This is a genomic window from Pseudomonas helleri, from assembly GCF_009600315.1.
GTDB classification, from domain to species: domain Bacteria; phylum Pseudomonadota; class Gammaproteobacteria; order Pseudomonadales; family Pseudomonadaceae; genus Aquipseudomonas; species Aquipseudomonas helleri_A.
The window spans coordinates 62,001-86,292 of the sequence record NZ_WIWC01000009.1 but is presented as its reverse complement, the minus strand read 5'-3'; the positions used below and the strand labels follow the sequence as shown (position 1 = coordinate 86,292).

Sequence of the window (24,292 nt, the reverse complement as noted above, 5' to 3'; positions counted from 1 at the left end):
AACGCAGCCTGCGGCAGCTGCTACGGGTATCGCATTGCTTTAGCCTTCGAGTTTGCTTTTCAGCAGTTCGTTGACCTGTTGCGGGTTGGCTTTGCCTTTGGACGCTTTCATGGCCTGACCGACGAAGAAACCGAACATCTTGCCGCGCTTGGCTTCGTCTGCCGCACGGTATTGCTCGACTTGTTCCGCGTTGGCCGCCAGCACTTCATCCAGCACTTTTTCAATCGCGCCGCTGTCAGTCACTTGCTTGAGACCGCGCTTTTCGATGATCTCGTCAGCGCTGCCTTCGCCGTTAGCCATGGCTTCAAGCACCACTTTGGCAATCTTGCCGGAGATGGTGTTGTCCTTGATGCGTTGCAGCATGCCGCCCAACTGCTCGGCGGTGACTGGCGATTGGTCGATGTCCAGGCCTTGCTTGTTAAGCAGGCTGCCCAACTCAACCATGACCCAGTTGGCCGCCAGTTTGGCGTCGCCGCTGATGCTGACGACTTTTTCAAAGTAGTCCGCTTGTTCGCGGCTCGATGCCAGAACGCTTGCATCATAAGCCGACAAACCAAATTGCGACTGGAAGCGCTCGCGCTTTTGCGGTGGCAATTCCGGCAGTGTCGCGCGCACGTCTTCGATAAACGAGTCTTCGATCACCACCGGCAGCAGGTCAGGATCGGGGAAGTAACGGTAGTCGTTAGCTTCTTCCTTGCTGCGCATGGCGCGGGTTTCATCTTTGTTCGGGTCATACAGGCGGGTTTGCTGGATGACCTTGCCACCGTCTTCGATCAGTTCGATCTGGCGCTGAACTTCGCTATTGATGGCTTTTTCGATGAAGCGGAACGAGTTGACGTTCTTGATCTCGCAGCGGGTGCCGAACTCTGCCTGGCCCACAGGGCGAATCGATACGTTGCAGTCGCAGCGCAGCGAGCCTTCGGCCATGTTGCCATCGCAGATGCCCAGGTAGCGAACGAGCGCGTGCATGGCTTTAACGTAAGCCACGGCCTCTTTAGCACTGCGCATGTCCGGTTCGGACACGATTTCAAGCAAAGGCGTGCCAGCCCGGTTCAGGTCGATGCCAGTGGCGCCGCTGAAGTCTTCATGCAAGCTTTTACCTGCATCTTCTTCCAGATGGGCACGGGTGATGCCGACACGTTTAACGGTGCCGTCTTCCAGTGTGATGTCCAGATGGCCTTTGCCGACGATGGGCAGTTCCATCTGACTGATCTGGTAGCCCTTGGGCAAATCCGGGTAGAAGTAATTCTTGCGGGCAAACACGCTGTGCTGACCGATTTCAGCATCAACCGCCAGGCCAAACATCACGGCCATGCGCACGGCTTCTTCGTTGAGCACCGGTAAAACGCCCGGCATGCCCAAGTCAACCAGGCTCGCCTGGGTGTTGGGCTCAGAACCGAACGTGGTGGCACTACCGGAGAAAATCTTCGATTGGGTGGCGAGCTGGGAGTGAATTTCCAGCCCGATCACAACTTCCCATTGCATATGTTTCTCCTCAGAAGCCGGCAGGTGAGCGCGTGTGCCAGTCAGTGTGTAACTGATACTGGTGGGCGACATTGAGCAGGCGACCTTCCTGGAAATAGGGGGCCAGCAACTGCACGCCGACGGGCAAACCGTCAACAAAACCGGCCGGCATCGACAGGCCCGGCAGGCCCGCGAGGTTGGCGGTGATGGTGTACACGTCTTCCAGATAGGCAGAAACCGGGTCGCTGTTTTTAGCGCCGATTTTCCAGGCCGGGTTAGGCGTGGTTGGGCCGAGGATGATGTCGACTTCGTTAAACGCGGTCATGAAGTCGTTTTTGATCAGGCGGCGGATTTTTTGTGCTTGCAGGTAATAAGCGTCGTAGTAACCCGCCGACAGGGCGTAGGCACCTACCAGAATCCGGCGCTGAACTTCCGGGCCGAAGCCTTCGGCGCGCGAACGCTTGTAGAGGTCGGTCAGGTCTTTTGGGTCTTCGCAGCGATGGCCGAAGCGCACGCCGTCAAAACGCGACAGGTTGGAGGATGCTTCAGCCGGAGCGATCACGTAGTACGCAGGGATAGCGTGCTGCATGTTTGGCAGGCTGATGGTTTTGATCACGGCACCGAGCTTTTCAAGTTCTTTGACGCTGGTGTGGATCAGCTCGGCAATGCGAGGGTCCAGACCTTCGCTGAAGTACTCTTTAGGCACGCCGATGCGCAGGCCTTGCAGCGAACCGTTGAGGGAGGCGCTGTAATCCGGCACAGGCTCATCGATGCTGGTGGAGTCTTGTGGATCGAAGCCAGCCATGCCTTGTAACAAAATAGCGCAATCTTCAGCAGTGCGGGCCAATGGGCCGCCCTGATCAAGGCTGGACGCGTAGGCAATCATGCCCCAGCGTGAAACGCGACCGTAGGTCGGTTTCAGGCCGGTGAGGTTGGTTAGCGCCGCCGGCTGTCGGATAGAACCACCGGTATCGGTGCCGGTTGCCGCAGGCAATAGGCGCGCAGCAACAGCCGCTGCCGAGCCACCCGACGAACCACCGGGCACGTGCTCAAGGTTCCACGGGTTTTTGACCGCACCGTAGTAGCTCGACTCGTTGGCCGAACCCATGGCGAATTCGTCCATGTTGGTCTTGCCAAGGGTCACAGCACCGGCAGCTGCCAGCTTGGACACCACGGTGGCGTCGTACGGGGCTTTGAAGTTGTCGAGCATCTTCGAGCCACAGCTGGTGCGCACACCCAGAGTGCAGAAGAGGTCTTTATGACCGATGGGCGCGCCCAGCAGAGCGCCGGTTTCACCGTTGGCGCGACGTGCGTCGGCGGCCTTGGCCTGCTGTAGCGCGAGGTCTTCGGTGAGGGTGATAAAGCTGTTGAGCTGTGGATCAAGCTGGGCGATACGCGCCAGCAGGGTCTTGGTCAGCTCTTCGGAAGAAAACTTTTTATCGGCGAGTCCGCGAGCGATCTCGGCCAGAGTCAATTGATGCATGCAGGCTCTTTCCTTTTACTCGATGACTTTAGGAACCAGGTAGAGGCCGTCTTCGACCGCCGGTGCGATGGACTGGTAAGCCTCGCGATGATTGGTCTCAGTCACGACGTCTGCACGCAGGCGCTGGCTGGCTTCCAGGGGGTGAGCCAGAGGCTCGATACCGGTGGTATCGACAGCCTGCATCTGGTCAATCAGCCCCAAAATGCTGTTAAGAGCTTCGGTGGTGCGTGGAATATCGGCATCATTGAGACCCAGACGGGCCAAATGAGCGATTTTTTCCACGTCGGAGCGTTCAAGCGCCATGGGATTCTCCAGTGGAAAACAAGACGGATGCTATCCGTGTGTTAGATTGTCGGAACACTACCGCATTTCTACGGTCTAATGGCCGCGATTGTGGGGGCTGGTGCTCTGAAAAGCTGCCAATTTAACATATTGGCGCCTTGCCCAAAATCCCTGTCGTTGTTAGAGTTTGCCGCACTTTTTTACCCACGCGTTGCCTAGGGTCCCTTTCCCATGTTCAAGAAACTGCGTGGCATGTTTTCCAGCGATCTTTCCATCGACCTGGGCACTGCCAACACCCTTATTTACGTGCGTGAGCGCGGTATTGTCCTGAATGAGCCATCGGTTGTGGCTATTCGGACGCACGGTAATCAGAAAAGTGTCGTTGCCGTTGGCACCGAGGCTAAGCGCATGCTTGGCCGTACACCGGGCAACATTGCTGCCATTCGTCCGATGAAGGACGGCGTGATCGCTGATTTCAGCGTTTGCGAAAAGATGCTGCAGTATTTCATCAATAAAGTGCACGAAAACAGTTTTCTGCAACCGAGCCCTCGGGTTCTGATTTGCGTGCCTTGCAAATCGACTCAGGTCGAACGTCGCGCCATTCGTGAATCGGCACTGGGTGCCGGTGCCCGCGAAGTGTTTCTGATCGAAGAGCCGATGGCGGCCGCCATCGGTGCCGGCTTGCCGGTTGAAGAAGCGCGCGGCTCGATGGTTGTCGATATCGGTGGCGGGACCACTGAAATCGCACTGATCTCCCTGAACGGTGTGGTTTACGCCGAGTCCGTACGGGTTGGCGGCGACCGCTTCGACGAAGCGATCATTACCTATGTGCGCCGTAACTACGGCAGCCTGATCGGTGAGTCGACCGCTGAGCGTATCAAGCAGGAAATCGGTACCGCTTATCCGGGCGGTGAAGTCCGTGAAGTCGACGTACGCGGCCGTAACCTGGCAGAAGGCGTGCCCCGCGCGTTCACCCTGAACTCCAACGAAGTGCTTGAGGCTCTGCAAGAGTCACTGGCAACCATCGTTCAGGCCGTGAAAAGCGCTCTGGAACAATCGCCGCCAGAGTTGGCTTCGGACATCGCCGAGCGTGGCCTGGTACTGACCGGTGGCGGCGCCCTGTTGCGTGACCTCGACAAGTTGCTGGCCCAGGAAACCGGTCTGCCGGTGATCGTCGCCGAAGACCCGCTGACCTGCGTTGCTCGTGGTGGTGGCCGTGCGCTGGAAATGATGGACAAACACACGATGGACCTGCTTTCCAGCGAATAAGATCGCCTGGTGCAGTTCTACGGTTATCACCAAAAGGTAGCACTTTGCAGTGCTGCCTTTTGGCGTTTACCTTCTGTCAATCTTCATCCAGGCCGCTTTGAAGCCGTATGAATACATTGAACACTTGCTCGGGAGGAGCGGCCTATTAAACCGCTCTTCACCAAAGGCCCCTCCTTGGGTGTACGCCTGTTAGTGCTGGTCGTCCTGTCGGTCGCGCTGATGGTGGTTGATGCTCGTTTCACGGTGCTAAAGCCCGTGCGCAGCCAAATGTCGCTGGTGCTGATGCAGTCCTACTGGATCACTGACTTGCCACAGCGCTTGTTTCAGGGCGTTGCCAGTCAGTTTGGCAGCCGTACTGAGTTGGTGGCAGAGAACGAGAAACTCAAAACCGAAAACATTCTGCTGCAAGGCCGCATGCAAAAACTGGCTGCCTTGACTGAGCAGAACGTTCGTTTGCGCGAGTTGCTGAACTCTTCGGCGCTGGTCAACGAAAAGGTTGAAGTCGCCGAGTTGATCGGGATGGACCCAAACCCCTTTACCCATCGCATCATCATCAACAAGGGTGAGCGGGACGGTGTCGTGCTGGGCCAGCCAGTGCTCGATGCTCGCGGCTTGATGGGGCAAGTGGTTGAGTTGATGCCCTACACCTCTCGTGTCTTGTTGCTGACGGATACAACTCACAGCATTCCGGTACAGGTCAACCGTAACGGCTTGCGTGCGATTGCCAGCGGCACGGGGAATCCCGAGCGTCTGGAATTGCGGCATGTGGCAGACACCGCAGACATCAAAGAAGGCGATTTACTGGTCAGCTCAGGGCTGGGGCAGCGCTTTCCTGCGGGTTATCCGGTTGCGACGGTCAAAGAAGTGATTCACGACTCCGGTCAACCCTTTGCCATTGTGCGCGCCGTACCGACAGCGGCCTTGAACCGCAGCCGCTACTTGCTGCTGGTATTCAGTGACAGCCGCACGCCGGAAGAACGTGCCAATGAGGCGGCCCAAGCTCAGGACGCAGAGCAAGGTGCTGCTGGCTCGGCCATTATCCCGGCCACTGTACCCAAGCCAGCTGCCGCTACACCGGCTGCTGCTGCGCCGGTTCCAGCCGCAGCACCTGCTCCAGCCGTGGCACCTGACGCTCGCGCAGCAGTGCCCGCAGCGGTGAAAAAACCGGCTCCCACGCCAACCCCCGCCGCACCCACTCCGCCCGCCGCTGCGCCGGCCACGACTCGGGAGAGGCAATAATGGCGAATACCCGTTCACGTAATGGCTGGATCATCTGGCTGACATTCGCCATTGGCCTGCTGCTCAGCATTTCACCCATGCCGCAATTCATGGAGGTGTTTCGTCCTTTGTGGCTGGCGTTGTTGTTGACCTTCTGGGCGCTGTACCTGCCACATAAAGTCGGCATGGTCACTGCGTGGTGTCTGGGCTTGGCCGAAGATGTGCTGTATGGCACCTTGTTGGGCCAGAACGCACTCATTCTGACGCTTATCACTTTTCTGGTTCTGACGCTTCAACAACGTTTGCGGATGTTCCCGATGTGGCAGCAAAGTCTGGTGCTGCTGGTCATTTTCGGGCTGGCTCAGTTAGCTCAACTATGGCTAAGTGCCTTGACAGGGAACCGTCAGCCGACCCTTGCACTGGTTTTGCCAGCGCTAGTCAGCGCGCTACTTTGGCCGTGGGTCAGCTATGGTCTGCGCGGCTTGCGCCGACGTTTCAAAATCAATTAACAGGAGCGCGAGCCATTTCCGGGTTTGTGCACTTTGACAAGGAGATGTCTCGATGCTTTCGCTTTATCTGGCTTCCGGGTCACCGCGCAGACGCGAGTTGTTGACTCAAATCGATGTGCCGTTCAATACGATCATTGCCGCCATTGACGAAACCCCTCTCGTCAACGAATCCCCTGAATCCTATGTCGAACGCCTGGCGTGCGAGAAAGCTCAGGCTGGGCGAGATGTTTTGCTGAAGTCGATCCATCCTGACCTGTTCTGCGTGCTGGGGGCCGACACGGCCGTGGTGCTGGAGGGCCGAATTCTCGGTAAACCGGTCGATCAGGCCGATGCCTTGACTATGCTCAAGGCGCTTTCAGGGCGTGAACATGACGTGTTAACGGCCATTGCAGTCATTGATAGCCAGCTCTGCGAGACCCGAGTGGTGCGCAGTCGTGTGAAATTTCGAGACATCAGTAAACAAGAAGCGAGCCTTTATTGGGCCAGCGGAGAACCGCAGGACAAAGCTGGCGGATACGCCATTCAAGGCTTGGGTGCGGTGTTTGTGGCGGGCCTCAATGGCAGTTATTCCGGTGTCGTGGGCTTGCCCATATGCGAAACCGCAGAACTGTTGGGGCATTTCGGCATACCCTGTTGGCAAAACCTTACCGTGCGCTGAATACCGCACCTACGAGACGTGGCACTACTGTGATGACGCCTGAACGAGACCCAGCCATGAGTGAAGAGATCCTGATCAACATCACGCCGATGGAATCGCGCGTGGCGGTGGTAGAGAACGGTGTTCTACAAGAGGTGCACGTCGAAAGGACTCAGCGCCGTGGCATTGTTGGCAATATCTACAAAGGCAAAATAGTCAGGGTCTTGCCCGGCATGCAGGCCGCTTTTGTCGATATCGGTCTGGACCGTGCGGCATTTATCCACGCTTCCGAAATTTCCCTGCGCGAAGGTCAGGCCGTTGAAAGCATCAGCGCGCTGGTGCATGAAGGTCAGAGTCTGGTGGTGCAAGTGACCAAAGACCCGATTGCTTCAAAAGGCGCGCGCCTGACTACGCAACTGTCCATACCCTCGCGCTATTTGGTGTACATGCCGCGCACCGCTCATGTCGGCATTTCGTTGAAAATTGAAGATGAAGCCGAGCGTGAACGCCTGAAACAGGTGGTCAGTGATTGCGTGGCTCAGGAAGGTATCAAGGAAGCGGGTGGCTTTATCCTGCGCACAGCGGCCGAAGGCGCCGGGGCAGATGAGATTCTGATGGACATCCGCTACCTGCGGCGTTTGTGGGATCAGATCGGCTTGCAGATAAAAACCGCTGGCGCACCGAGTGTGATCTATGAAGATCTGGGCCTGGCGCTGCGTACGCTGCGTGATCTGGTCAGCCCCAAAATCGAGAAAATCCGCATCGATTCGCGAGAGACTTTTCAGAAGACCACGCAGTTTGTGGCTGAGCTTATGCCTGAAATCGCTGATCGCCTTGAGCATTATCCGGGCGAGCGGCCCATTTTCGATCTATATGGCGTTGAAGATGAAATCCAGAAAGCGCTGGATCGCAAGGTGCCACTCAAGTCCGGTGGTTACCTGGTAGTCGACCCCGCTGAAGCCATGACCACGATTGACGTCAACACCGGCGCTTTTGTCGGCCACCGCAATCTTGAAGAAACCATTTTCAAAACCAACCTGGAAGCGGCTACCGCCATTGCCCGGCAATTGCGCCTGCGTAATCTGGGCGGGATCATCATCATCGACTTCATCGACATGGAAGATGAAGAACACCAGCGTCAGGTCTTGCGCACCCTCGAAAAACAGCTCGAACGGGATCACGCCAAGACCAATATCATCGGTATTACCGAGTTGGGTTTGGTGCAGATGACCCGCAAACGTACACGCGAGAGCCTGGAGCAGGTGCTCTGCGAGCCGTGCCTGTGCTGTCAGGGACGTGGCAAACTGAAAACTCCGGAAACCATCTGCTACGAGATTTTCCGTGAAATTCTGCGAGAGGCCCGTGCTTATCAGGCGGTTGGCTATCGTGTACTGGCCAACCAGAAGGTGGTCGACCGTTTGCTCGACGAAGAGTCAGGTAACGTCGCGGAGCTTGAAGGATTCATCGGCCGTACGATACGTTTTCAGGTAGAAACCATGTACTCCCAGGAACAATACGATGTGGTGCTGCTCTGAACAGCCGCGGGCCATGCAGGGTAAAAACAGCGGGCCGGTTCGGCCCCTGCGATCAATGACAAAAGGGGCCACATGACATGGAGCGTCTGACACGCTTTTTTGCCGCGCTGACCCGTTGGGGGCTGGGTATAAGTGCTGTGGTTCTTGTGGTCACGGCGCTGTATGTCAGTGTGGGGCGTGAGCTCACGCCGCTGATTGCCGAGTACCGCGTAGAACTTCAAAACAAGGCACGCGAGGCCTTGGGCATGCCGCTGACCATTGGCAGCCTCGAAGGTAGCTGGAGTGGAATGGCGCCGGTGCTGATGGCCCATGACGTAATGGTCGGCGAGGGCAATCATGCCCTGCGTCTTGACCAGGTGCAGGTAGTGCCCGATGTCTGGTCCAGCCTGTTGCATCGCGATATTCGCATTGCCCATTTGCAGCTCAACGGGTTGCAGTTGAGCGCGCGTCAGGATCAGGACGGTCACTGGGCCCTTGAAGGCCTGCCGGTGCAGGACGACCAGCCCCTCGACCCGGAACAGTTTCTTAATCAGTTGCAGCGCGTAGCGCGCCTGTCGGTGCTTGACAGTCAAGTGACCCTTGAACCTTTCAAACAAGCGCCATTGACCCTGACCTACGTCGGCCTGACGTTGGATGCAGGCGCTTCCGATCAGCGGCTCGATGCGCGCTTAACCTTGCCCGACGGCCAGCCTGTGGCCTTGAGTGTCAAAACCCAAATTGAGGCCAGTCACTGGCGCGATGCAGCGGCTCAAGCCTATGTGAGCCTGCCTCAAAGTGATTGGGCCAAATGGCTGCCGGCTTCGCTGATCAATCCGTGGAAAGTGTCAGAACTCAAAGCCGGTGGCGAGTTGTGGTTTGACTGGAGCAAAGGGTCGGTACAGAGCGCAGTCGTGCGTCTGAATGCGCCCACCTTGCGTGGCGCTTATGCCGAGCGCAAAGCCCAAACCTTCGATAATCTGGCCTTGCGTGCCTGGGTTGAACGCGGCGAGCAGGGGTTCAAGGTAGTCCTTGATTCGCTGGCGATGAACCTTGGCGATAAACGCTGGGAAACCCGCATGCAATTGCAGCAGTTTGCCGCCAATGATCCCGCGCAGGAGCGCTGGCATCTGCAGGCCGATCACATTGACCTGACGCCTCTCACTAAACTGATGGATTCGCTGGCACCTGTGCCGCAGGCCGCCGCTGAAGTGATTGATCAGCTCAACGTCACCGGCACCCTGCGCAATGTATTGGTCGACTACCGGCCCCATGCCCCGGATGATCAGAAACTCGGTTTTGCTGCCAACTTGCAGCAGGTGGGCTTCGATGCCACTCACGGCGCTCCGGCGGCACGCAATGTCAGCGGCTTGATCAGTGGTGATTTGGGCAAGGGTGAGTTGCGGCTCGACAGCAAAGATTTTTCGCTGCACCTGGACCCGATCTTCGCCAAGCCCTGGCAGTACCTTCAAGCCAATGCCTTGCTCAAATGGACGTTGGACAAAAACGCCTTCACGCTCATTGCACCCTATATCAAAGTGCTGGGCGAAGAGGGCAAGATTGCGGCTGACTTCTTGATCCGCATTCATCTGGATCATTCATCAGAGGACTACATGGATCTGCGGGTGGGGCTGACCGATGGTGATGGTCGCTTCACGCCCAAGTACCTGCCCGAAGTCTTGAGCCCGGCCCTCACTGAATGGCTGAGCACGGCCATTATCAAAGGTGCGGTTGAAGAGGGCTTCTTCCAGTACCAAGGTTCGCTCAGCCACGATGCCGTCGCGGCCGCGCGCAATATAAGCCTGTTCTTCAAAGTTCACGGGGTAGAACTGGCCTTTCAGCCTGGCTGGCCTCACGTGCGAGATGTTGCGGGCGATGTATTTATCGAAGACAGCGGCGTGCGCATCATGGCCAGCAAAGGCCTGTTGCTCGGCACCAAAGTGCGCAATGTTGCGGTCAGCATCCCTCATGTTCCCACCGGAAAAGTCAGCCATTTATTGTTGGACGGCGATTTTGATGGAGGCTTGGGCGATGGGCTGAAAATTCTTCAGGAGGCCCCCATCGGCACCGCTGAAACCTTTGCCGGGTGGCAGGGCGAAGGCTCACTCAAAGGTCGAGTCGACCTCGATATCCCTCTTGAGAAAAGTGTAGAGCCGAAAATTCTGGTCGACTTCAACACTGACAAGGCACGTTTGAAAATCAGTGAACCCGAATTTGAGTTGACGCAACTCAAGGGTGCCTTCCGGTTTGACAGTGATAAAGGTTTGAGTGGTAAAGGCATCAGCGCACGAGCGTTCGATCGCCCAGTCACGGCGCAGATTTATGCCGATGGCAAAGCCGGCAGGCTGAACACGCGTGTTGTGGCAAATGGTCAGGTCGGGGTTAAACAGCTGACCGATTGGCTCAAGTTCAATCAGTCCATTCCCGTGACGGGTGTCTTGCCCTATCAGTTGCAACTCACGCTGGACGGCGCTGACAGTCAATTGCGGGTCAATTCCAACCTGCGCGGAGCGGTCATAGACTTGCCTGCACCTTTCGGCCTGGCTGCCAATGAGACCCGTGACACGGTATTTCGTATGACCTTGCAAGGGGCAGAGCGTCGCTACTGGTTTGATTATGGCGCTCTGGCCAACCTGACGTTTGCCGCTCCCAACGGCAAGTTTGAAGACGGGCGGGGCGAGTTGTTTTTGGGCAATGGCACCCCCGTTCTGCCAACCACCAAAGGTTTGCGCATTCGCGGCGTGCTGTCGGAACTGGATATTGCACCCTGGCAGGCTCTGGTCGAACGCTATGCAGGCAAGGATCCCGGAGGCAATGCCAAGCAAATGCTCAGCAGCGCGGATTTTAAAGTGGGCAAGTTGACCGGATTTGGCACCCAGCTTGATCAAGTCAGTTTGAACCTGAAGCGCACGGGCTCGGCGTGGGGGTTGCAAATCGACAGCAAACAGGCGGTGGGATCGGTGCGACTGCCGGACTCCAGCAGCGCACCCATCGTGGTCACGATGCAGACCATCCGTTTGCCCGCACCGGACCCCAAGGCGGTGACTGACGAAAATGCCCCGGATCCACTGGCTTCAGTCGACCCACGGAAAATTCCGGCGCTGGACATCATTATTCGCCAGCTCTATCAAGGGCCGGATCTGCTGGGGGCCTGGTCGCTGAATATTCGCCCGACCAGCCGTGGCATCAAACTGAACTCGCTCAACCTTGGGCTCAAAGGCTTGCTGCTTGACGGTTCCGGTGGCTGGGAAGGCGTTGCCGGTGCCAGTAATAGTTGGTATCAGGGTCGTCTTGGCGGTCGCAATCTGGCCGATGTTCTCAAGAATTGGGGGTTTGCGCCGAGCGTGACCAGCGAAAATTTCCATGTTGACGTGGATGGTCGCTGGCCGGGTTCGCCGGCCTGGATCGGGCTTAAGCGCTTCTCGGGCACACTGGATGCATCGTTGAATAAAGGTCAGTTTGTCGAGGTGGATGGCAGCGCTCAGGTGTTGCGCATTTTTGGCCTGTTGAACTTCAATGCCATAGGTCGCCGCTTGCGCCTGGACTTCTCCGACCTGTTTGGCAAAGGCTTGAGTTATGACCGGGTCAAGGGTGTGTTGAACGCCACCAATGGCGTGTACAGCACCAGCAAACCGATTTTGATGACCGGGCCGTCCACTAATCTGGAGCTCAATGGCACGCTGAACATGGTGACTGATCAGGTCAACGCAAAACTTCTGGTCACATTGCCGGTCACTAACAACCTGCCGCTTGCTGCGCTGTTGGTCGGCGGCCCGGCGGCAGGCGGGGCAATGTTTTTGCTGAATAAGTTGATCGGTGATCAGGTGTCGCGTTTTGCCAGCGTGCAATACAGCATTAAAGGCCCATGGACGGATCCGAAGATCACCTTCGACAAACCTTTTGAGAAAAACTAGGAGTAGCATGGTGCGGGTTTAGCGCTAAACGCTTCTACACGATGCTTATCAGGAAAACGCCATGTCGCTTGCAGTGATTCAAATGGTCAGTCAGAGCGACGTGCTGGCTAATCTGGACCAGGCCCGGCGCCTGCTTGAGCAAGCGGCCGAGGGCGGCGCGCAACTGGCCGTGCTGCCCGAGAATTTCGCTGCAATGGGCCGGCGCGACATCGCTGAACTAGGTCGCGCCGAGGCACGAGGTCAAGGTCCGATCCTACCTTGGTTGAAACAGACCACCCGCGACCTCAACTTATGGATAGTGGCTGGCACATTACCTCTACCGCCTGCCAATCAGCCCGATGCCAAGGTCAATGCCTGTTCACTGCTCATCAGCGCAGACGGCGAGCAAGTGGCCCGTTACGACAAGCTGCACTTGTTCGACGTTGACGTGTCTGACAGCCGTGGTCGTTACCGTGAGTCCGATGATTATTCCCCCGGTGAGCGCGTGGTGGTCACCGAAACCCCGGTTGGCAAGCTGGGCCTGACGGTTTGTTACGACTTGCGTTTTCCCGAGTTATACAGTGAGTTGAGAGCGGCAGGTGCTGAACTGATCACCGCGCCTTCGGCTTTTACGGCCGTGACCGGGCAAGCCCATTGGGAAGTGCTGATTCGCGCCCGGGCCATCGAAACCCAGTGCTATATCCTTGCGGCCGCGCAGGGCGGTGTTCATCCCGGCCCGCGCGAAACCTGGGGGCATGCCGCAATTATCGACCCGTGGGGGCGTGTGCTGGCACAACAGGCGCAAGGCGAAGGCGTATTGCTGGCCGAGCGCGACAGCGCAGAGCAGGCGTCAATCAGGGCGCGTATGCCGGTGGTCAACCATCGGCGATTTTTTTCGCAGGGCGCACAGCGACCTGCAACGCATGACTAATTTTCAGGCCCGTGGGTTCAGCACTCAAAGATGCTGAAGCAGGGGTCAAGACGGAGTGAATATGAGCGAGTTGTTGACCTCAGTCAGCGAACACCTGTTGGCACCGGGCGGTGTCACCATCGAAAGTCTGCAAAGTGTGCTGGGCGATCTGGCCGGGCCGGGTATTGATGCGGCAGATTTATATTTTCAGGGGCAGATTTCCGAATCCTGGGCATTGGAAGACGGCATCGTCAAAGAAGGCAGTTTCAACCTCGATCAGGGTGTAGGTGTGCGCGCCCAATCGGGTGAGAAGACCGGCTTTGCCTACAGCAACGCCATTACCCTCGAGGCATTGGGGTTGGCAGCCCGAGCTGCGCGCTCAATCTCCCGCGCCGGACAGAACGGCACCGTTCAGGCGTTTACGGCGCAAGACGTGGCCCAATTGTATGCCCCGGATAACCCGCTGGAAGTCATCAGCCGCGCTGAAAAGGTTGAGCTGCTCAAGCGCGTCGACGCCGCCACCCGCGCACTGGATCCGCGTATTCAGCAAGTGACCGTCAGCATGGCCGGTGTCTGGGAACGTATTTTGGTGGCGTCTACCGACGGTGGTCTGGCTGCCGATGTGCGTCCATTGGTGCGCTTTAACGTCAGCGTGATCGTTGAGCAAAATGGTCGCCGTGAACGCGGCGGTCATGGCGGCGGCGGGCGTACGGATTATCGCTACTTCCTGACTGACGATCGTGCCATGGGTTATGCCCGTGAAGCGCTGCGTCAGGCACTGGTCAACCTTGAAGCGGTGCCTGCGCCTGCTGGCACCATGCCGGTCGTGCTGGGCTCCGGGTGGTCTGGCGTGTTGTTGCACGAAGCGGTCGGGCATGGTCTGGAAGGTGACTTTAACCGCAAGGGCAGCTCGGCCTACAGCGGCCGTATGGGCGAAATGGTTGCTTCCAAGCTCTGCACCATTGTCGATGACGGCACCTTGGCGGGCCGTCGTGGATCGCTAAGCGTCGATGACGAGGGCACTCCGACCCAATGCACGACGTTGATCGAAAACGGCGTGCTCAAGGGCTACATGCAGGACAAGTTGAATGCCCGCCTGATGGGCGTAGCGCGTACGGGCAATGGTCGTCGTGAGTCATACGCGCATTTGCCAATGCCGCGCATGACCAACACCTACATGCTGGGCGGCGAAAGTGATCCGGCAGAAATCATTGCGTCGGTGAAAAAAGGTATCTACTGCGCGAATCTGGGCGGCGGCCAGGTGGACATCACCAGCGGCAAGTTTGTGTTCTCCACAAGTGAGGCCTACTTGATCGAAGACGGCAAAATCACTCGCCCAGTCAAAGGCGCGACCCTGATTGGCAACGGGCCGGAAGCGATGAGCAAGGTGTCAATGGTCGGTAACGATCTGGCGCTGGACAGCGGTGTGGGCACGTGCGGGAAGGATGGACAGTCGGTGCCGGTAGGCGTCGGTCAGCCAACCTTGAAAATTGATGCAATTACGGTTGGCGGTACAGGCGGTTGAAGGGCAGCAAGCGGGTTGCAGGGCAACCCGCTCGCGTTCGAGATTTAACGCAGACCGCGTTGAGTCTCGTCCAACCCACGAATGTACTTGAACAATTTACGGCTGGAAGCCGGTGCCTTGTTTTGAGCCAGTTCGTGTTTGGCCTGGCGGATGATCGAGCGCATTTGCTGGCGATCAGCCTCAGGAAATTCGGCGACAAACTTTTCCAATACCGCGTCATCGCCTTCAATCAAGCGGTCACGCCAGCGTTCCAGGCCGTGAAAACGCTCATTGTATTGGCGCGAAGAGGCATCGACTTGATCGATCAGCGCAAGAATTTCATCCAGCGGTTGATCGCGCATCAGCTTGCCGATGAACATCATATGACGCTTGCGCGCAATGTTGGCCGTGTGTTTTGAAGCATCTGCCAAGGCCCGGCGCAGTGCGTCGGTCAAAGGCATTTTGTTGAGCAAGTCCGGCTTGAGTGTCGTGAGACGCTCGCCCAGTTCAACCAGAGCGTGAAGCTCGCGTTTGACCTGTGATTTGCTTTTTTCGCCGTCGAAGGCGTCGTCGTAAGAATCAACCATGGTGGCAGTCCGCAAAGAAACGCCGCCATGATAACCAGTCGGGGGCCGCTTGTCCGGCCCGGTCGCTCGGCGGCCCTACCGAAAACAGAATTTGAGTGGAGAAAACCATGAGTGCAGTACAAAGCGTTGGCCCGCAGGCCCTGCCGGCACTGCAAGAGCAGGTCGAGCAAATCATCGCTGAAGCCAAGCGCCAAGGCGCCAGTGCCTGTGAAGTTGCGGTATCGCTTGAGCAGGGACTGTCGACGACTGTACGTCAACGCGAAGTCGAAACCGTTGAGTTCAACCGCGATCAGGGCTTTGGCATTACGCTCTACGTGGGGCAGCGTAAAGGTTCGGCCAGCACTTCGGCCACAGGGCCTGAAGCGATTCGCGAAACCGTAGCGGCCGCGTTGGCGATTGCCAAGCACACCTCCGAAGACGAAAGCTCGGGCTTGGCCGATGCCAGCCTGATGGCGCGCGACCTGAAAGATTTTGATGTGTTCCACACGTGGGACATCACCCCGGAACAAGCCATTGAAAAAGCACTGGCCTGCGAGGCTGCGGCGTTCGAAGCAGACAGCCGCATCAAAAACGCTGACGGCACCAGCCTGAGCACGCATCAGGGTTGCCGAGTGTACGGCAACAGCAACGGCTTTATCGGCGGTTCGGCATCGACCCGTCATAGCCTGAGCTGCGTCATGATCGCCGAAGGCGATGGTCAGATGCAGCGCGACTACTGGTATGACGTTAACTGTCAGGGTGAGTTACTGACAGATGCAGCGATCATCGGCAAACGTGCAGCGGAGCGGGCGGCTCGCCGGTTGGGCGCACGGCCGGTGCCGACGTGCGAAGTGCCGGTGTTGTTTTCAGCTGAATTGGCCGGTGGTTTGTTCGGCAGCTTTTTGGGGGCGATTTCGGGCGGCAACCTGTACCGCAAATCTTCCTTCCTGCTGGATGCGATGGGTCAGCAAATTTTCCCTGAATGGCTGACGCTGGACGAACGCCCGCACCTGATGCGTGCGATGGGCAGTTCCTCGTTTGATAACGACGGTCTGGCGACTTACGCCAAGCCGTTTATCAAGGACGGCGAGCTGGTTTCGTACATTCTCAGCACTTATTCGGGCCGCAAGTTGGGCATGCCGAGTACCGCCAACGCAGGCGGCGTGCACAACCTGTTCGTGACCCACGGTGATGAAGACCAAGCCGCATTGATTCGCAAAATGGGCCGTGGCCTGTTTGTTACCGAGTTGATGGGCAGTGGTTTGAACATGGTGACAGGGGATTACTCCCGTGGTGCCGCGGGTTTCTGGGTCGAAAATGGCGAAATCCAGTTCCCGGTGCAGGAAGTGACCATCGCCGGCAACATGCGCGATATGTTCAAGCAAATTGTCGCGGTAGGTAATGATCTTGAATTGCGCAGCAATATCCGCACCGGCTCGGTGCTGATCGAACGCATGACGGTGGCGGGCAGCTAACGCTGTTCCGTTTCACTCCAAGGCGTATCACTTAATCGGTGATACGCCTTTTTTATGGGCGATTGATGGCGTCTATAGCCCATATCAATCTTTAGCAGGGTTGTTTTGATAATCAATATCGCTTAATAATGAATCTCATTATCGAGTGAGCCTGGGTCATGAGTTCAGCCTTGCATGAAGGGCCTTATCTGGAAAGCTGGCGCTGGATGAGCCGCCAGATCCGTTGTGGGTTGGCGCCCGACGAGCCGCGCCTGATTGAGCATTATCTGGCCGAAGGCCGTTACCTTGCCGCCTGTACGGCCACGTCCCCTTGGCAGATTGCTGTCACCACGTTTCGACTTTTGCTCGACACGGCGGGCGACACGGCACTGCCGTGGCATTGGCGCACCATGTGCCTGGACAACGCGTGGCGTCCGCTTCGCGACCTCGAAACTCAAGCCCTGTGTGCGTGCCGACTCAAGCGCTGGCAAAGCTTTGCCTGGCAATTGGCAACCTGCGAGCTCGAGCCATCGATTTCTTTAACTGAACTGCTGCAAGGATTTCACGATGAGTAATACGCGTATCGAACGTGACAGCATGGGTGAATTACATGTGCCTGAAGAGGCTTTGTACGGCGCTCAAACCCAGCGTGCGGTGAACAACTTTCCCATCAGTCATCAGCGAATGCCCGCACAGTTCATTCGGGCACTGATCCTCGCCAAGGCCGCAGCAGCCAAGGCCAATATTGAGCTCAAGCAAATCACCGAGGGGCAGGGCAAGGCCATTGTAGAGGCCACGCAAATCCTGCTGTCCGGCGATTACATGGAGCATTTCCCGGTGGACATTTTCCAGACCGGGTCGGGCACCAGTTCCAACATGAACGCCAACGAAGTCATTGTCACGTTGGCGACGCGGGTACTGGGTGAGCCGGTCAATCCCAACGATCACGTTAACTGCGGGCAAAGCAGTAACGACATCATTCCTACCGCCATTCATGTCAGCGCGGCTCTGGGCCTTCATGAAGAATTGCTGCCCGCGCTGACTCATTTGGTACACGTGATCGAGCACAAGGCTGAGCAGGTTCATGTTTACGTCAAAACCGGACGCACGCATCTGATGGACGCCATGCCCGTGCGCATGAGTCAGGTGCTCAATGGCTGGGCGCAACAGCTCAAAGCCAATATCGAGCATTTACGCGACTTGCAGCCCGCGTTGCAATCGCTGGCACAAGGCGGCACTGCGGTGGGCACGGGCATCAATGCGCACCCGCAATTTGCGGCCTTGTTCAGCCAGCAACTCAGTGCTTTGACCCATGTTCAGTTCACGCCGGGCAAAGACCTGTTCGCCTTGATCGGCTCACAGGACACCGCTGTTTCGGTCTCTGGCCAGCTCAAGGCTACGGCCGTGTCGTTGATGAAAATCGCCAATGACCTGCGCTGGATGAACTCTGGCCCATTGGCCGGTTTGGGGGAAATCGAGTTGCAAGCCTTGCAGCCGGGTTCCTCGATCATGCCGGGCAAGGTCAACCCGGTGATCCCTGAAGCTACGGCCATGGTGGCCGCTCAGGTCATCGGTAACGACACGGTGATCACCATCGCCGGTCAATCCGGCAACTTCGAACTCAATGTCATGTTGCCGGTGATTGCCCAGAACCTGCTGAGCAGCATCGAGTTACTGGCCAATTCGAGCCGCCTGCTGGCTGACAAAGCCATTGCCAGCTTCAAAGTCAATGAAGCCAAGCTCAAGGAAGCGCTGTCGCGCAACCCGATTCTGGTGACTGCGCTGAACCCGATCATTGGTTATCAAAAGGCCGCAGAAATCGCCAAGACCGCTTACCAGCAAGGTCGTCCGGTGATTGATGTTGCGCTTGAGTACACCGACCTGCCACGCAGCCAGCTTGAAGTCCTGCTCGACCCCGAGAAACTCACCGCCGGCGGTGTCTAACCCCACCGACCCTGCTTTGGAGGTTTCACATGGAGCACTGGAAACGCACGATCGAAAGAGCCAACCGCTGTTTCGCTGCGGGCGAACTGGTTGATGCCCGAGAGCATTACTTGCAGGCCCTTGCCTTGGCACAGGTTCTGTTTGAGCGCTGGAGTGATGCCGACGAAGCAGTGGCTGCGTGTGTGATCTCGCACCACAACCTGGCGGATTTGCATTTGCGCCTCAACCAGCCAGAAGAAAGCGTTGAGTACCTCTGTGCGATTCATCAACGATTACTGCACACCCTGCAGAACGACCGTTTGGTGCCAGCGTTACGCGAGGCTGCGCTGCGTCATAGCAGCAAGACCTATGTAGAGCTGCTGAATTTCATTAGCGAACACGGCGAATACCCGCGTTCCAACTTGTTGCTCAAAAACAACGTGGCTCAAACCACCCTGGAACGTTCAGTACACAGCGGCCATCACTCAGGAGCACATTGATATGACTTATACATTGCCTGCCTTACCTTATGGCTATGACGCCCTTGAGCCGCATATTGATGCTCAAACCATGGAAATTCACCACACCAAACACCACCAGACCTATATCAATAATCTCAATGCGGCTGTGCAGGGCACCGAGTGGGAGGAGTGGCCCGTGGAAAAGCTGGTTGCCAGCGTTCAGCAACTGCCCGAGAAGCTCCGACCTGCGGTGATCAATCATGGCGGTGGACATGCCAACCACTCGCTATTCTGGAAAGTGATGAGTCCTAAAGGGGGAGGCATCCCGGAAGGCGCATTGGCCAAGGCGATTGATGAGCAGTTGGGAGGGCTTGATGCGTTCAAAGAGGCCTTTACCAAAGCCGCATTAACCCGTTTTGGCAGTGGCTGGGCGTGGTTGAGCGTAACCCCGCAAAAAACACTGGTGGTTGAAAGTAGCGGAAATCAGGACAGTCCGCTGATGAATGGCAATACGCCGATTCTGGGGCTGGATGTGTGGGAGCACGCGTACTACCTGCGCTATCAAAACCGTCGCCCGGAATACATCAGTGCGTTCTATAACGTTATTAACTGGCCAGAAGTGGCGCGTCGTTATCAGGCCGCTATTGGCTGACTCAACAAGGTTCAGGCAGATTATGGGCACGCAAATATTAGCGGTCGGGGGCGTGCGAATGTTTCGCTATGCTCTTGGCACGCTCTTGCTGTTGGCGGGCACGGCCTTGCTGGTAGCCAAGGGATTGGTCTGGCTGGATCTGGAGCCCCGGCTGCTACGGGCACTGCAAGGCGGAGCGCTCTGCGCGTTGGGCACGGCGCTGGGAGCAGTGCCGGTGCTGGTAATTCGCAAGATGCCAGTAGCGGTCAGCGATACCTTATTGGGCTTTGGCGCCGGAGTGATGTTGGCGGCTACGGCGTTCTCACTGATTGTTCCCGGTATAGCCGCCGCTGAAAACCTTGGTTTGTCGCCGTGGGCGGCTAGCGGCCTGATCAGTGCGGGTATCTTGCTGGGCGCTTTTTTTCTGTTTCTGGTCGACCGCAAGGTGGCAGGCGGCGGGCCCGAAATATTGGTCAGTCGCCCCGGCGAGCCAGTGATTGCACCGCGTATCTGGTTGTTTGTGATTGCGATCGTGGCGCACAACATCCCCGAGGGCATGGCAGTCGGGGTGTCGGCAGGAGGCGGGATGCCAGACGCCGATAGCCTGGCAATGGGCATCGCGCTTCAGGATGTTCCGGAGGGGCTGGTGATTGCATTGGTGTTGGCCGGCGCAGGCATGTCGCGGGTCAAGGCATTCTTGATTGGTGCGGCCTCAGGTCTTGTTGAACCGGTCTTTGCGTTGCTCTGCGCCTGGTTGGTCAATCTGGCCGAAATGTTGTTGCCTTTGGGGTTGGCATTGGCGGCGGGGGCCATGTTGCTGGTGGTCACCCAAGAAGTCATTCCTGAGTCGCGACGCAATGGTCACGAGAAACTTGCCAGCCTGGGATTGTGTGTCGGGTTCTGCTTGATGATGGTGATGGACACGGCGTTGGGCTGAGCGTGGCTTACTCACCCTCATCAAAGTAGTTGTTGATGAGGGTCGCCAGTGCATCCAGCGCCTCCTGCTCTTTCTCGCCTTCGGTCTTGAGGTGGATAGTTGTGCCTTTGCCAGCGGCAAGCATCATCATGGCCATGATGCTTTTGCCATCCACCATCGAGTCAGGGGTGCGTCCCGCTCTGACCTGACATGGAAACTGTCCTGCGATACCCACGAACTTGGCGGATGCCCGGGCATGCAGGCCCAGCTTGTTGATGATTTCAATTTCCAGTGCAGGCATCGCGGGAGTGATCCTTTCAGGTAAGGTCGCGGTGGCGAACCTGGACGTTCTTCAGGGTTTCTTGCAGGCATTTACCGAGGCGCTCAGTAAGGTAGACCGAGCGATGATGTCCGCCTGTGCAACCAATACCAATGGTGACATACGCCCGATTGCTGGCAGCGAAGCGGGGCAGCCATTTAAGCAGGTAGCTGGAGATGTCCTGGAACATCTCTTCAACATCCGGCTGTGCTGCCAGGTAGTCCGCAACAGGCTTGTCCAGGCCCGACTGTTCGCGTAGCTCTGGCTTCCAATAGGGGTTAGGCAGGCAGCGCACATCGAAAACCAGGTCGGCATCCACCGGCATGCCACGCTTGAAACCAAAGGACTCAACCAGAAATGCAGTTCCGGCCTCAGGTTTGTTTAGCAGGCGCAGCTTGATGGTATCGCGCAACTGATACAGGTTCAGGTTGGTGGTATTGATCGTCAGGTCAGCCAGGTCGGCAATTGGCCCCAGCAAGAGGTTCTCGTCACGTATGGCTTCGGCCAGAGAGCGGCTGGCGCTGCTCAGTGGGTGACGCCGGCGTGTTTCCGAGAAACGTTTGAGCAAGGTTTCTTCGTCGGCATCCAGAAACAGCACATCGCACTGAATGTGCCGGTTGCGCACTTCTTCAAGCAGTTGCGGAAAGCGCGACAAATGGCTGGGCAAATTGCGCGCGTCAATGGACACGGCAACCAGCGGCTGTGCCAGTTCGGTGTGAATCAGCGCACGTTCTGCCAGTTCCGGTAACAGCCCGGCCGGCAGATTGTCGATGCAATAGAAACCGTTGTCCTCGAGGACAGCCAGTGCAGTGCTTTTTCCGGAGCCGGAGCGTCCGCTAACGATAACTAAGCGCATGATTAATGACCGTTCTGTACGTCCAGAACAACCTGATACAGCGCTTCGTTGCTGCTGGCTGCGCGCAGTTTTTCGCGCACGTCTTTGCGGTCGAGCATGCTGGCGATCTGCCTGAGCAGTTCCAGATGTGCATCAGTGGCCGCTTCAGGCACGAGCAAAACGAATAGCAGGTCGACCGGCGCGCCATCAATGGCGTCGAAATCTATGGGCGCATCAAGGTGCAACAAGGCGCTGACAGGCGACTCGCAACCCTTGAGGCGGCAATGGGGTATGGCGATGCCGTTACCAAAACCGGTGGAACCCAGTTTTTCACGGGCAAGCAAACTCTCGTAAACATCCTGCATGGCCAGATCAGGCACCTGATCGTGAATCAGCTTGGCAGTTTGTTCGAGTACGCGCTTTTTACTGCCGCCCGGCACGTTCACAAGGGAACGGCCGGGGGTCAGGATATTTTCAAGTCGAATCATGGGTATGGAGTATTAACGCCCCGTTGCGCCTTGAAGCAGGCTTTGGGACTTTTCCTTATGTTTTTTCAATTGGCGATCGAGCTTGTCAGCGAGCAGGTCGATTGCAGCATACATATCGTTATGCTCTGCGTTCGCAACGACTTCCTTTGGACCTTTGGGTATATGCAGGGTGGCTTCAATCTTCTGCTGAAGTTTTTCGACTTTCATGATGACCTGTGCGTTGGTGATCTTGTCGAAATGGTTCTCCAGGCGTTTGAATTTTTCGCCTATGTAAGCGCGTAACGCGTCGGTGACTTCCAGATGCTGTCCACTGATGTTGATTTGCATGCAGTTTCTCCTTCGGTTGCCATTGCATAGAGTGGCAGGCCGAACAGCCTGCCACTGAAACGCGGTGGCCCGTGGCTTACATCAACCTCTTGCGCTCGCTGGAAGGCGCTATCCCGAGGGATTCGCGGTACTTGGCGACGGTGCGACGGGCCACTTGAATACCTTGTGCCTCCAGTAAACCAGCGATCTTGCTGTCACTCAACGGCTTTTTCTGATTTTCAGCCGCCACCAGTTTTTTAATGATGGCGCGGATCGCTGTGGACGAGCATTCCCCCCCTTCAGAAGTGCTGACGTGGCTGGAAAAAAAGTACTTCAACTCATAAATGCCGCGGGGGGTGTGCATGAACTTTTGCGTAGTCACCCGGGAAATGGTCGATTCGTGCATGCCTACTGCTTCGGCGATGTCATGCAGCACCAAAGGCTTCATGGCTTCATCGCCATATTCCAGAAAGCCGCGCTGGTGCTCGACGATTTGCGTCGCCACTTTCATCAGCGTTTCATTGCGGCTTTGCAGGCTTTTGATAAACCAGCGGGCTTCTTGCAACTGATTGCGCATGAACGAGTTGTCGGCGCTGGTATCAGCGCGGCGCACAAAACCGGCGTATTGAGGGTTTACTCGCAAGCGCGGCATGGACTCCTGATTGAGCTCTACCAACCAGCGTTCATTGTCCTTGCGCACAATCACGTCGGGTACCACGTATTCGGCCTCGCTGGACTCGATTTGCGAGCCGGGGCGCGGGTTGAGGCTTTGTATCAGTTCAATGACCTGGCGCAGCTCATCTTCCTTGAGCTTCATGCGGCGCATTAGCTGACTGTAATCGCGGGCACCCAAGAGGTCGATGTAATCAGTCACCAGGCGCTTGGCTTCATTGAGCCAGAGGGTTTTGGCCGGGAGCTGGCGCAACTGAAGAAGCAAGCACTCGCTGAGGTTGCGTGCGCCAATGCCGGCCGGTTCGAATTGCTGGATGCGGTGCAGAACGGCTTCGATCTCATCAAGTTCGATGTCGAGTTCCGGGTCGAATGCCTCAAGGATTTCGTCAAGTGTCTCGTCGAGATACCCCTGATTGTTGATGCAGTCGATGAGCGTTACACCGATCAGCCGGTCAGTGTCTGACATGGGGGCCAGATTCAATTGCCACAGCAGGTGGCTTTGCAGGCTTTCGCCGGCCGAGGTGCGGGTGGTGAAGTCCCACTCGTCATCATCGTTGCTTGGCAGGCTGCTGGCGCTGGTTTGGTAGACGTCTTCCCAGGCGGTATCGACAGGCAGCTCATTGGGAATACGTTCGTTCCATTCGCCTTCTTCCAGGTTGTCCACCGTGGGTGTGGATTCCTGATAGGAAGGTTCCTGAATGTCGTTATTGGGTTTTTGCTCGATGTTATCGGCCAGCGGATCTGAATTGTCGAAGTCGTCGCCTTCTTCCTGGCGTTCGAGCATTGGATTGGATTCCAGAGCCTCCTGGATTTCCTGTTGCAGATCCAGGGTAGACAATTGGAGCAGACGGATGGCCTGTTGCAGCTGAGGTGTCATCGTCAGCTGCTGGCCCATTCTCAGGACTAGCGATGGTTTCATGGCTGGGGCTAAAGACCTTATTCGCCGGCGCGCATGGCGCCATCCACTACCAAGGCGCGTGAGCGCCAAACATAAGCAAATTATATGCCTGAACCCGGTGCGTTTGACTAGGGGGCGTGTCG

Annotated in this window: 23 protein-coding genes; 14 read left to right on the top strand and 9 right to left on the bottom strand. The window is 57.1% G+C overall.

Going from position 1 to position 24,292, the window contains the following annotated elements; translation table 11 throughout:
• Nucleotides 1-39: 39 nt before the first annotated feature.
• Genes gatB through gatC form a run of 3 tightly spaced genes read right to left on the bottom strand, consistent with a single transcriptional unit; the run spans nucleotide 40 to nucleotide 3,250 of the window.
• Nucleotides 40-1,485 carry an Asp-tRNA(Asn)/Glu-tRNA(Gln) amidotransferase subunit GatB gene (gene gatB / locus GHN86_RS08080; RefSeq protein WP_153386364.1) on the bottom strand — a complete coding sequence of 482 codons (1,446 nt, stop codon included), beginning with the start codon at nucleotides 1,483-1,485 and terminating at the stop codon, nucleotides 40-42.
• A gap of 10 nt (nucleotides 1,486-1,495) precedes the next feature.
• Nucleotides 1,496-2,947: an Asp-tRNA(Asn)/Glu-tRNA(Gln) amidotransferase subunit GatA gene (gatA, locus tag GHN86_RS08075; protein ID WP_153386362.1), complete on the bottom strand. Its 1,452-nt coding sequence runs from the start codon at nucleotides 2,945-2,947 to the stop codon at nucleotides 1,496-1,498.
• Nucleotides 2,948-2,962: 15 nt separating this feature from the next.
• Nucleotides 2,963-3,250, bottom strand: a complete 288-nt coding sequence (gatC, locus tag GHN86_RS08070) for an Asp-tRNA(Asn)/Glu-tRNA(Gln) amidotransferase subunit GatC (RefSeq protein ID WP_153378510.1) — start codon at nucleotides 3,248-3,250, stop codon at nucleotides 2,963-2,965.
• Nucleotides 3,251-3,460: 210 nt separating this feature from the next.
• On the opposite strand from gatC, the gene mreB reads away from it, so the two are divergent.
• From mreB to tldD, 8 genes are all read left to right on the top strand, one after another.
• On the top strand, nucleotides 3,461-4,498 hold the full coding sequence (gene mreB, locus GHN86_RS08065) for a rod shape-determining protein MreB (protein ID WP_002555108.1): 1,038 nt from the start codon (nucleotides 3,461-3,463) through the stop codon (nucleotides 4,496-4,498).
• A gap of 144 nt (nucleotides 4,499-4,642) precedes the next feature.
• Nucleotides 4,643-5,737 (top strand): rod shape-determining protein MreC, encoded by a 1,095-nt coding sequence (gene mreC / locus GHN86_RS08060; RefSeq protein ID WP_323369262.1) that lies wholly within the window; start codon nucleotides 4,643-4,645, stop codon nucleotides 5,735-5,737.
• Nucleotides 5,737-6,225, top strand: a complete 489-nt coding sequence (gene mreD, locus GHN86_RS08055; RefSeq protein WP_153378512.1) for a rod shape-determining protein MreD — start codon at nucleotides 5,737-5,739, stop codon at nucleotides 6,223-6,225. Before mreC ends, mreD begins: the two co-directional genes overlap by 1 nt.
• 52 nt (nucleotides 6,226-6,277) lie before the next feature.
• Complete coding sequence (locus tag GHN86_RS08050) at nucleotides 6,278-6,883, top strand: Maf family protein (RefSeq protein WP_153378513.1); 606 nt, start codon at nucleotides 6,278-6,280, stop codon at nucleotides 6,881-6,883.
• 56 nt (nucleotides 6,884-6,939) lie between these two features.
• A complete protein-coding gene (gene rng / locus GHN86_RS08045; protein ID WP_153378514.1) occupies nucleotides 6,940-8,397 on the top strand; it encodes a ribonuclease G in 1,458 nt (485 codons plus the stop codon).
• A 77-nt stretch (nucleotides 8,398-8,474) separates the two neighbouring features.
• Nucleotides 8,475-12,287, top strand: coding sequence for a YhdP family protein (locus GHN86_RS08040; protein WP_153386361.1), 3,813 nt, complete (start codon nucleotides 8,475-8,477; stop codon nucleotides 12,285-12,287).
• A 61-nt stretch (nucleotides 12,288-12,348) separates the two neighbouring features.
• Nucleotides 12,349-13,197, top strand: coding sequence for a carbon-nitrogen hydrolase family protein (locus GHN86_RS08035; protein WP_153378516.1), 849 nt, complete (start codon nucleotides 12,349-12,351; stop codon nucleotides 13,195-13,197).
• Nucleotides 13,198-13,258: 61 nt separating this feature from the next.
• Complete coding sequence (tldD, locus tag GHN86_RS08030) at nucleotides 13,259-14,701, top strand: metalloprotease TldD (protein ID WP_153378517.1); 1,443 nt, start codon at nucleotides 13,259-13,261, stop codon at nucleotides 14,699-14,701.
• A 44-nt stretch (nucleotides 14,702-14,745) separates the two neighbouring features.
• Here tldD and yjgA read toward each other — a convergent pair whose 3' ends face one another.
• Nucleotides 14,746-15,267 (bottom strand): ribosome biogenesis factor YjgA, encoded by a 522-nt coding sequence (yjgA, locus tag GHN86_RS08025; RefSeq protein WP_122786385.1) that lies wholly within the window; start codon nucleotides 15,265-15,267, stop codon nucleotides 14,746-14,748.
• A gap of 107 nt (nucleotides 15,268-15,374) precedes the next feature.
• On the opposite strand from yjgA, the gene pmbA reads away from it, so the two are divergent.
• From pmbA to GHN86_RS07995, 6 genes are all read left to right on the top strand, one after another.
• Nucleotides 15,375-16,721 (top strand): metalloprotease PmbA, encoded by a 1,347-nt coding sequence (gene pmbA / locus GHN86_RS08020; RefSeq protein WP_153386359.1) that lies wholly within the window; start codon nucleotides 15,375-15,377, stop codon nucleotides 16,719-16,721.
• 158 nt (nucleotides 16,722-16,879) lie between these two features.
• Nucleotides 16,880-17,275, top strand: a complete 396-nt coding sequence (locus GHN86_RS08015; protein ID WP_153378519.1) for a FagA protein — start codon at nucleotides 16,880-16,882, stop codon at nucleotides 17,273-17,275.
• Nucleotides 17,268-18,644 carry a class II fumarate hydratase gene (locus GHN86_RS08010; RefSeq protein ID WP_153386357.1) on the top strand — a complete coding sequence of 459 codons (1,377 nt, stop codon included), beginning with the start codon at nucleotides 17,268-17,270 and terminating at the stop codon, nucleotides 18,642-18,644. Before GHN86_RS08015 ends, GHN86_RS08010 begins: the two co-directional genes overlap by 8 nt.
• Nucleotides 18,645-18,673: 29 nt before the next feature.
• A complete protein-coding gene (locus GHN86_RS08005) occupies nucleotides 18,674-19,123 on the top strand; it encodes a hypothetical protein (protein ID WP_153378521.1) in 450 nt (149 codons plus the stop codon).
• Nucleotide 19,124: 1 nt separating this feature from the next.
• Nucleotides 19,125-19,736 carry a superoxide dismutase gene (locus GHN86_RS08000; protein WP_153386355.1) on the top strand — a complete coding sequence of 204 codons (612 nt, stop codon included), beginning with the start codon at nucleotides 19,125-19,127 and terminating at the stop codon, nucleotides 19,734-19,736.
• Between the two features lie 22 nt (nucleotides 19,737-19,758).
• On the top strand, nucleotides 19,759-20,652 hold the full coding sequence (locus tag GHN86_RS07995; protein ID WP_153378525.1) for a ZIP family metal transporter: 894 nt from the start codon (nucleotides 19,759-19,761) through the stop codon (nucleotides 20,650-20,652).
• A 7-nt stretch (nucleotides 20,653-20,659) separates the two neighbouring features.
• Here the strand turns inward: GHN86_RS07995 and GHN86_RS07990 are convergent, their stop codons facing one another.
• The 5 genes from GHN86_RS07990 to GHN86_RS07970 all read right to left on the bottom strand — a co-directional run bounded on the left by GHN86_RS07990 (nucleotide 20,660) and on the right by GHN86_RS07970 (nucleotide 24,170).
• The gene (locus tag GHN86_RS07990) at nucleotides 20,660-20,932 is read right to left on the bottom strand and encodes an HPr family phosphocarrier protein (protein ID WP_153378527.1); all 273 of its coding nucleotides are present in this window, start codon (nucleotides 20,930-20,932) and stop codon (nucleotides 20,660-20,662) included.
• Between the two features lie 16 nt (nucleotides 20,933-20,948).
• Complete coding sequence (gene rapZ, locus GHN86_RS07985) at nucleotides 20,949-21,806, bottom strand: RNase adapter RapZ (RefSeq protein WP_122786394.1); 858 nt, start codon at nucleotides 21,804-21,806, stop codon at nucleotides 20,949-20,951.
• 2 nt (nucleotides 21,807-21,808) lie between these two features.
• On the bottom strand, nucleotides 21,809-22,273 hold the full coding sequence (gene ptsN / locus GHN86_RS07980) for a PTS IIA-like nitrogen regulatory protein PtsN (protein ID WP_153378529.1): 465 nt from the start codon (nucleotides 22,271-22,273) through the stop codon (nucleotides 21,809-21,811).
• A gap of 12 nt (nucleotides 22,274-22,285) precedes the next feature.
• A complete protein-coding gene (gene hpf / locus GHN86_RS07975) occupies nucleotides 22,286-22,600 on the bottom strand; it encodes a ribosome hibernation-promoting factor, HPF/YfiA family (protein ID WP_153378531.1) in 315 nt (104 codons plus the stop codon).
• A 76-nt stretch (nucleotides 22,601-22,676) separates the two neighbouring features.
• Entirely contained in the window at nucleotides 22,677-24,170 is a 1,494-nt protein-coding gene (locus GHN86_RS07970; RefSeq protein WP_153386353.1) for an RNA polymerase factor sigma-54, read from the bottom strand.
• Nucleotides 24,171-24,292: the final 122 nt, after the last annotated feature.